This is a genomic window from Longispora urticae (assembly GCF_053902585.1).
In genome coordinates this window covers 1-7,811 of sequence record NZ_JAQZSH010000033.1, presented here as the reverse complement: position 1 = coordinate 7,811, position 7,811 = coordinate 1, and the positions used below count along the sequence as shown (strand labels likewise).

4 protein-coding genes are annotated in these 7,811 nt (G+C 73.4%); all 4 read left to right on the top strand.

Going from position 1 to position 7,811, the window contains the following annotated elements; genetic code table 11:
* Positions 1-192: 192 nt before the first annotated feature.
* The 4 genes from PT931_RS22030 to PT931_RS22015 are packed head-to-tail and all read left to right on the top strand — an operon-like array spanning position 193 to position 7,581.
* Positions 193-390 carry an MbtH family protein gene (locus tag PT931_RS22030; protein WP_363720518.1) on the top strand — a complete coding sequence of 66 codons (198 nt, stop codon included), beginning with the start codon at positions 193-195 and terminating at the stop codon, positions 388-390.
* Positions 387-5,285 carry an amino acid adenylation domain-containing protein gene (locus PT931_RS22025; protein WP_456247657.1) on the top strand — a complete coding sequence of 1,633 codons (4,899 nt, stop codon included), beginning with the start codon at positions 387-389 and terminating at the stop codon, positions 5,283-5,285. The genes PT931_RS22030 and PT931_RS22025 overlap by 4 nt, the downstream gene beginning before the upstream one ends.
* Positions 5,282-6,196, top strand: coding sequence for an ornithine carbamoyltransferase (locus PT931_RS22020; RefSeq protein ID WP_456247656.1), 915 nt, complete (start codon positions 5,282-5,284; stop codon positions 6,194-6,196). The genes PT931_RS22025 and PT931_RS22020 overlap by 4 nt, the downstream gene beginning before the upstream one ends.
* Entirely contained in the window at positions 6,193-7,581 is a 1,389-nt protein-coding gene (locus PT931_RS22015; RefSeq protein ID WP_456247655.1) for an MFS transporter, read from the top strand. The genes PT931_RS22020 and PT931_RS22015 overlap by 4 nt, the downstream gene beginning before the upstream one ends.
* Positions 7,582-7,811: the final 230 nt, after the last annotated feature.

Below are 7,811 nucleotides of genomic sequence, written 5' to 3'. Positions count from 1 at the left end.
CCCCGGGGSCGCCCCCCGCGCGGCGGTTTCGCGCGGGGCACGCCTCCGTCGTGCCCGGGTGCGCGCCGCACGGGCCCGGTACCCGTCGTGAGCTGGTCTGTTGGCCGAACGGGGGAGGGGGATATAGGCGGCGTATAGCGGAAGGTCGCATCGTGCTCGGTGGACCCCGCCGAGTCGAGAGCAGGAGCGAGCATGTCTGACGACCGCACGTACCGCGTGGTGCGTAACGACGAGGAGCAGTACTCGCTGTGGTGGGCCGACCGCCAGCCGCCCGCGGGCTGGGTGTACGACGGCCCGGAGGGCTCCCGCGAGGAGTGCCTGGCCCGGATCGGCGAGATCTGGACCGACCTGCGCCCGTTGAGCCTGCGCGAGCGGATGGCGAGCGCATGAGCCTCCTCCTGCACGAGCTCGTCGCCGAGCAGGCCGCCCGGACCCCCGACGGGGTCGCGGTCATCGACGAGCACCGCACGGTCGCCTACCGCGAACTCGACCTGCGCGCCAACCGGCTCGCGCACCACCTGCACGGCCTCGGCGTCGGCCCCGAGTCCCTGGTCGGGGTCCGGATGCGCCGGGGCGCCGACCTGGTCGTGGCCCTGCTCGCCGTGTGGAAGGCGGGGGCGGCGTACGTCCCGCTGGACCCCGAGCACCCGCGCGACCGGCTGCACTGGGTCCTGGAGGACACCGCCGCGCGGATCGTCCTCACCGAGGAGTCCCTGGCCGACGCGCTGCACGGCACCGCCGCGCGCCCGGTGTGCCTGGCCCCCGGCTGGGGCGAGGTCCAGGCGCTGCCGGACGCGCCCCCGGCCGTCGAGGTGACCGGCGACAACGCCGCGTACGCGATCTACACGTCCGGCTCCACCGGCCGGCCCAAGGGCGTCGTCGTCGGGCACGCCGCGATCCGCAACCGGGTGCTGTGGGCCGCCGAGCGGCACCAGATGTCGGCGAACGACCGGGTGCTGCAGAAGACCGCGCTGACCTTCGACGCGGCCTGCTGGGAGTTCTTCGCCCCGCTGATCAGCGGCGGCACGGTCGTACTCGCCCCGGTGGGCGCGGAGCGCGACCCGGCCGCCATGGTGGCCGCGATCGTCCGGCACGGCGTCACCGTGCTCCAGGGCGTGCCCTCGGTGTACCGGCTGCTCGCCGACGAGCCCGCCTGGCGGGACTGCCTGTCGCTGCGCCTGCTGTTCTCGGCCGGCGAGCCGCTGCACGCCGAACTCGGCCGGCGGCTCACCGACGGGCTGAAGGCGGAGCTGTGGAACACGTACGGGCCGACGGAGTGCGCCATCGACGTGACCGCGCACCCGTTCGACCCGGTGCAGGAGACCGGCCCCGTGCCGATCGGCAAGCCGCTGCCCAACAACCGGGTGCTCGTTCTCGACCCCGACGGCGAGCCGGTCCCGGTCGGGATGCCCGGCGAGCTGCACGCCGGCGGGGTGGGTGTCGGCCGGGGGTACCTGGGCCGCCCCGACCAGACGGCCGCCACGTTCGTCCCCGACCCGTACGGCGAGCCCGGCGCGCGGCTGTACCGCACCGGTGACCAGGTGCGCTGGCGCGCCGACGGGACGCTGGAGTACCTGGGCCGGATCGACCAGCAGGTCAAGATCAACGGGGTCCGGATCGAGCCCGGCGAGGTCGAGGCCGCGCTGGCCGCGCACGCCGAGGTCAAGGGTGCCGTGGTGGTCGCCTTCGCCGACCCGGAGGGCGTCAAGCGCCTCGCCGGGTACGTCGTCGGCACCCGCGCCCTGCCCGGTACCGAGCTGCGCGAGTTCCTCCGCGACCGGCTGCCCGAGGCCCTGATCCCGGCCGTGTTCGTCCAGCTCGACGCGTTCCCGCTCACCACCAGCGGCAAGGTCGACCGGGCCGCGCTGCCCGCGCCGGAGCCGGAGGGCACCGACTACGTGGCGCCGCGTACCCCCGCCGAGGAGCTCGTCGCCCGGGTCTGGTCGGACCTGCTCAAGGTCGACCGGGTCGGCGTGCACGACGACTTCTTCAGCCTCGGCGGCTCCTCGCTGGTGCTGACCCGGCTCGCGAAGGCGCTGCGGGTCGCGTCCGGCGGCGAGGTGCAGCTGCGCGGCCTGTTCACCGCGACAACGGTCGAGCAGCAGGCCCTCCTGCTGACCCTGCCCGCCGAGGTGGTGCCCCCGGTCGTGCCGGTGCCCCGCGACGGCGTCCTGCCGCTGTCGTTCGCCCAGCACCGGCTGTGGTTCCTCGACCGGATGCAGCCGGCCAGCCCCGAGTGGGTCGCGCCGGTCCTGCTCCGCCTCGACGCCGCCCTCGAACCGGCCGCCGTCCGCCGCGCGCTGGACGGCCTGTCCGCCCGGCACGAGATCCTCCGCACCCGCTACGTCACCGAGGCCGGCGGGCCCGTGCAGGTCATCGACCCGCCCGGCACCGTCGAGCTCCGGGTCGCCGACGCGGCCCCCGGGGACCTCACCGACGTGCTCGCCCAGCAGCTCGCGCGCGGCTTCGACCTGGCCACCGGCCCGGTGTGGCGAGCCCTGCTGGTCCGGGTGCCCGGCGAGGAGCACGTCCTGCTGCTCACCCTGCACCACATCGCCTCCGACGGCGGGTCCACCGTGGTCATCGAGCGCGAACTCGCCGCCCTGCTGGCCGGTACGGAGCTGCCGCCGCTGGCCGTGCAGTACGCCGACTTCGCCGCCTGGCAGCGCTCCTGGCTCACCGACGAGCGCCTCGGCCGCGACCTCGACTACTGGCGGGCCACCCTCGACGGCCTGCGCCCCCTGGAGCTGCCCACCGACCGGCCCCGGCCCGCCGAGCGCGACCCGCGCGGCGCCGGCGTCCGGATCGCGGTGCCGGCGGACCTGGCGGCGGCCGTGGAGAAGCTCGGCAAGCGGCACGGGGCGACCCCGTTCATGACGCTGCTCACGGCGTTCGGGGCGGTGCTGGCCCGGTACACCGGACAGTGGGACACCGTGGTCGGCGTACCCGTCTCCGGTCGGGACCGGCCCGAGGCGGAGAACCTGGTCGGCTGCTTCCTCAACTCCCTCGTGCTCCGCGCGGACCTCGAGGGCGCCACGTTCGCCGAGGCGCTCGACCGGGTGCGCAAGGTCTGCACGGCCGCGTTCGCGCACCAGGAGCTGCCGTTCGAGCGGCTGGTCGAGGACCTGCAGCCCGACCGGGACCTGTCGCGCACCCCGCTCTACCAGGTCGGCTTCGACCTGCTCGACGAGGGCCAGACCGCCAACTCCGGCGGGGAGGCCTTCCAGGACGCGTGGCGGATCTCCAAGACCGACGTCACGCTGTTCATGTGGCGGGGCGAGGACGGCTCGCTGTCCGGCGCGCTGGAGTACGCCACGGCCCTGTTCGACGAGGCCACCATGGCCCGGCTCGGCGACCACCTGGTCGGCCTGCTGGAGGCGGTCACCGCCGCCCCGGACGTCCCGCTGAACCGGGTGGACTTCCTCGACCCGGCCGAGAAGGGGCTGCTCGCGGCCCCGGCCCGGTCCAGCCACCCCGTCGCCAAGTGCGTGCACGAGGTGTTCGAGGAGCAGGTCGCCGAGACCCCCGACGCGATCGCGGTGGCCTTCGGCTCGCACGAGCTGACGTACGCGCAGCTCAACGCCAGGGCCAACCGGCTCGCGCACCACCTGCGGAGCCTCGGGGCCGGCCCGGAGTCCCTGGTCGGCGTGTGCCTGGAGCGCGGCCCGGACCTGGTACCCACCCTGCTCGGCGTCCTCAAGTCCGGCGCCGGTTACCTGCCGCTCGACCCGGTGCAGCCGGCCGACCGGCTCGGGTTCATGCTGACCGACGCCGGGGCCTCCGTCGTGGTCACCCGCTCGGAGCACGCTGGTCTGGTCGGCGGGGCGACGCACGTCCTGCTCGACACGGAACTGGCGGGCCCCGAGCACAACCCCGAGCCGCTGGGTACCCCCGACAACCTGATCTACGTCATCTACACCTCCGGCTCCACCGGCAAGCCCAAGGGCGTGTGCCTCACCCACGAGAACGTGCTGCGCCTGCTCACCTCCGCGTGGGAGCACTACGAGTTCGGGCCGACCGACGTATGGCCGCTGTTCCACTCGTACGCCTTCGACGTGTCCGTCTGGGAGCTGTGGGGCGCGCTGCTGCACGGCGGCAAGCTCGTCGTCGTCCCGCGCGAGGTGACCCGCGCGCCCGACGAGTTCCTCGACCTGCTCGTCGAGCACCAGGTCACGGTGCTCAACCAGACCCCGAGCGCGTTCCGGAGCCTGGTGGCGCTGGCCGGCGAGGGCGACCCCCGGATCGACCGGCTGAACCTGCGGGCGGTCGTGTTCGCGGGCGAGAAGCTCGACGTGCCCGACCTGGCGCCGTGGACGGACCGGTTCAGCGTCGAGCACCCCGCGCTGGTCAACATGTACGGCATCACCGAGACCACCGTGCACTCCACCTACTACCAGGTGCGGGCGTGCGACCTGGAGCCCCTCGCCGGCAACCCGGTCGGCCACCCCCTCGGTGACCTGCGCATCCACCTGCTCGACCCGGACGGCAACCTCGTCCCGGTCGGCGTCCCCGGCGAGATCTACGTCGGCGGCCCCGGCGTGGCACGCGGCTACCTCAACCGGCCGGAGCTGACCGCCGAGCGGTTCGTCCCGGACCCGTGGGGGACCGGCCGGCTGTACAAGAGCGGCGACCTGGCCAAGCGCCGGCCCGACGGGAGCCTGGAGTTCCTGGGCCGCGCCGACGACCAGGTCAAGATCCGCGGCTACCGGATCGAGCTCGGCGAGGTGCAGGCCGTCCTAGCCGGTCACCCGGCGGTGCGCGACGCGGTCGTGATCGCCGACGAGCCGACCCCCGGGGACAAGCGCCTCGTCGTCTACTACGTGCCGACCGCCTCCGTCGGGGGCGCCGAGCTCGCCGAGCACTGCGGGGTGGGGCTGCCGGAGTACATGGTGCCGGCGGCGTTCGTACCCCTCGACAAGATCCCGCTGACCGCGAACGGCAAGCTCGACAAGCGCGCGCTGCCGGCCCCGGACCGCGACGCGCTGCGCTCCGGCGTCGAGTTCGTGGCCCCGCGCGACGTGGTCGAGGAGCGGATCAGCGAGATCTGGGTCGAACTGCTCGGCGTCGAACCCGGCGTACACGCCAGCTTCTTCGCCCTCGGCGGGCACTCGCTGCTCGCGGTGCGGCTCGCGTCCCGGCTCCAGGAGGAGTTCGACGTGGAGATCCCCGTCCGCGACATCTTCGAACGCAACACGGTCGCGCACCTCGCGCTCCTGGTCGAGGACCGGATCCGGGCCGAGATCGCCGCACTGTCCGACGACGAACTCCCGGAGGCCGGCCGATGAGGCACCTGATCTCGCTGAACGACCTGACCGACGACGACCTGTACTCCATCGTGGAGCGGGGCGCGTGGTTCGCCGCGCACCCCGACTCCCGGGAGCGCACCCTCGACGGCCTGGTCGCCGGCATCTACTTCCGCCGCACCTCCACCCGGACCCGGACCGCGTTCTCGGCCGGCGCGCTGCGGCTCGGCGCGCAGATCCTCACCTACGGCCCCCACGACCTCCAGACGAACACGGGCGAGACCACGGAGGACACCGGACGGGTACTGGCCCGCATGGTCGACCTCCTCGTCGCGCGCACCTCCGACGCCGAGGCGGAGATGCGCTCCTGGGCGGCCCAGGACCGGATGGCCGTCGTCAACGCGATGAGCGCCGAGGAGCACCCCACCCAGGGGCTGACCGACCTGACCACGCTGCACCGCCAGTTCGGCAAGGTCGAGAACCTGCGCGTCCTGTACGTCGGCGAGGGCAACAACTCCGCCGTCGCGCTGGCCCTCGCGCTGAGCCGCTTCCCGGGCACCACGCTCGAACTGCGCACCCCGCCCGGCTACGGCCTGCCGGCCGGCGTCCTGGCCCGTGCCGCCGAACAGGCCGCCCGGACCGGTGCGCAGGTCGCCGAACGGCACGACATGACCGACCTGCCCGGCGGCTTCGACGTCATCTACACCACCCGCTGGCAGACCACCGGCACCGTCAAGCCCGACCCGGACTGGCGGAACATCTTCGACCCGTTCCAGGTGAACGAGGCACTGTGGACGAACAGCCCGCGGGCGGTGTTCTTCCACGACCTGCCCGCGCACCGGGGCGAGGAGGTCACGGCCGACATCCTGGACGGGCCGCGCAGTGTCGCGTTCGACCAGGCGGAGAACAAGATGCACAGCGCGATGGCCGTGCTCGAATGGTGCGCGGCGTGACGCAGACGAAGGCGGGCGGCCCGGACTCCGTGGCCGCCCCCGGCACCCCGCCGGTCGGCCCCGGCACCCCGCCCGGCCAGCCGCCGGTCGGCCCCGGCACCCCGCCCGGCCAGCCGCCGGTCGGCCCCGGCGTCCCGACCGGGGCGGACAGGCCCGTCCCGCTGGGCCGCAACCGCCCGTTCCTGCTGCTGTGGACCGGCTCCGGCATGGCGGTGCTGGCCGAGCGGTTCAGCGCCCTGCCGTTCACCCTGGTCGTGGTCTTCGCCGGCTACTCCAAGACCGTCGCCGGCTTCGTCGCGTTCGCCGCGCTGCTGCCGATGCTCGTGGTCCAGCTGCCGGCCGGCGTCCTCGTCGACCGGTGGGACCGCCGCAAGATCATGATCTGGGCGGACGTGATCCGGCTCTGCGGGGTCACCAGCATCGCCGTCCCGCTGTTCTTCGGCCGGCTGTTCCTCTGGCACCTGTTCACCGTGGCGTTCCTCCAGGGCACCCTGACCATCTTCTACCAGCTCGCCGAGCGGGCCGCCGTGCCCAACGTGGTGACCCGCGACCAGTTGCCCACCGCGCTGGCCCGCAACGAGGCCCGGGGCCGGGCCGCCGCGCTCGCCGGGCACCCGGCCGGCGGGTTCCTGTTCGAGCTGGCCCGGTGGGCGCCGTTCGCGTCCAGCGCCGTGCTCTACCTGTTCTCCCTGTTCACCCTGCTCGGCCTCAAGGGCCCGATGCGCGCGGACCCGTCGAAGGTCCGCAGCTCCCCGGTCTCCGGCGCGATCGAGGGCCTGGCCTGGGTCTGGCAGAAGAAGTACTTCCGGGTCGCCCTGCTCCTGGTCGCCGGCAGCAACCTGCTCTTCCAGGGCCTGATCCTCGGCGTGCAGTTCATCATCAAGGAGGACGGCCGCTCGGCGGCCACGGTGAGCCTGATCCTGGCGGCCGGCGGGATCGGCGGCATGTGCGGGGCGCTGCTCGGCGGCTGGTGGATCCGGCGGCAGAGCATCCGGTACATCATGATCATCACGCATGTGGCCTGGGCGTTCACCATGCCGGTGGCGGCGCTCACCCGCCAGCCGCTGGCCCTGGGCACCCTGTTCTTCCTGCTGTCGCTCATCGGCGGCGCGGTCACCGTGGCCGGCATCGTGCACCAGTCCCGGATGACGCCCAACCACCTCCAGGGCCGGGTCGGCAGCGTCGTGCTGCTCCTGGTGTCCGGGACCAGCGCGCTCGGCGCGATCTCCGCCGGCTGGCTGATGCAGGACTACGGCATCCAGCCCGTGCTGCTCGGTTTCGGCGCCGTCATGGTCGTCCTGGCGCTGATCGCGATCGTGACGTTCGCCGGGGCGGGCGCGGACCGCGAGGCGGCGGAGAAAGAGCCCGAAAGAGAAAAAGTATAGGTACGTCCCCCAACCTGCACCGTAAAAGCTCGCGCTCAGTGACCGAGGGAGAAAGTGATGAACGACCGCCAGTGGGGTCCGTTGGAGATCCATCCCAGTGACATCGGGGCCGAGGCGACTCCCGAGGCCCTGGTCGCGCACCTGCGCTCCGCCCCGGTCGACGAGCAGCTCGTCGCCAACAAGGCGCTGGTCTTCCGCGGGTTCAACGTCACCGAGGACGCCCTCGACGG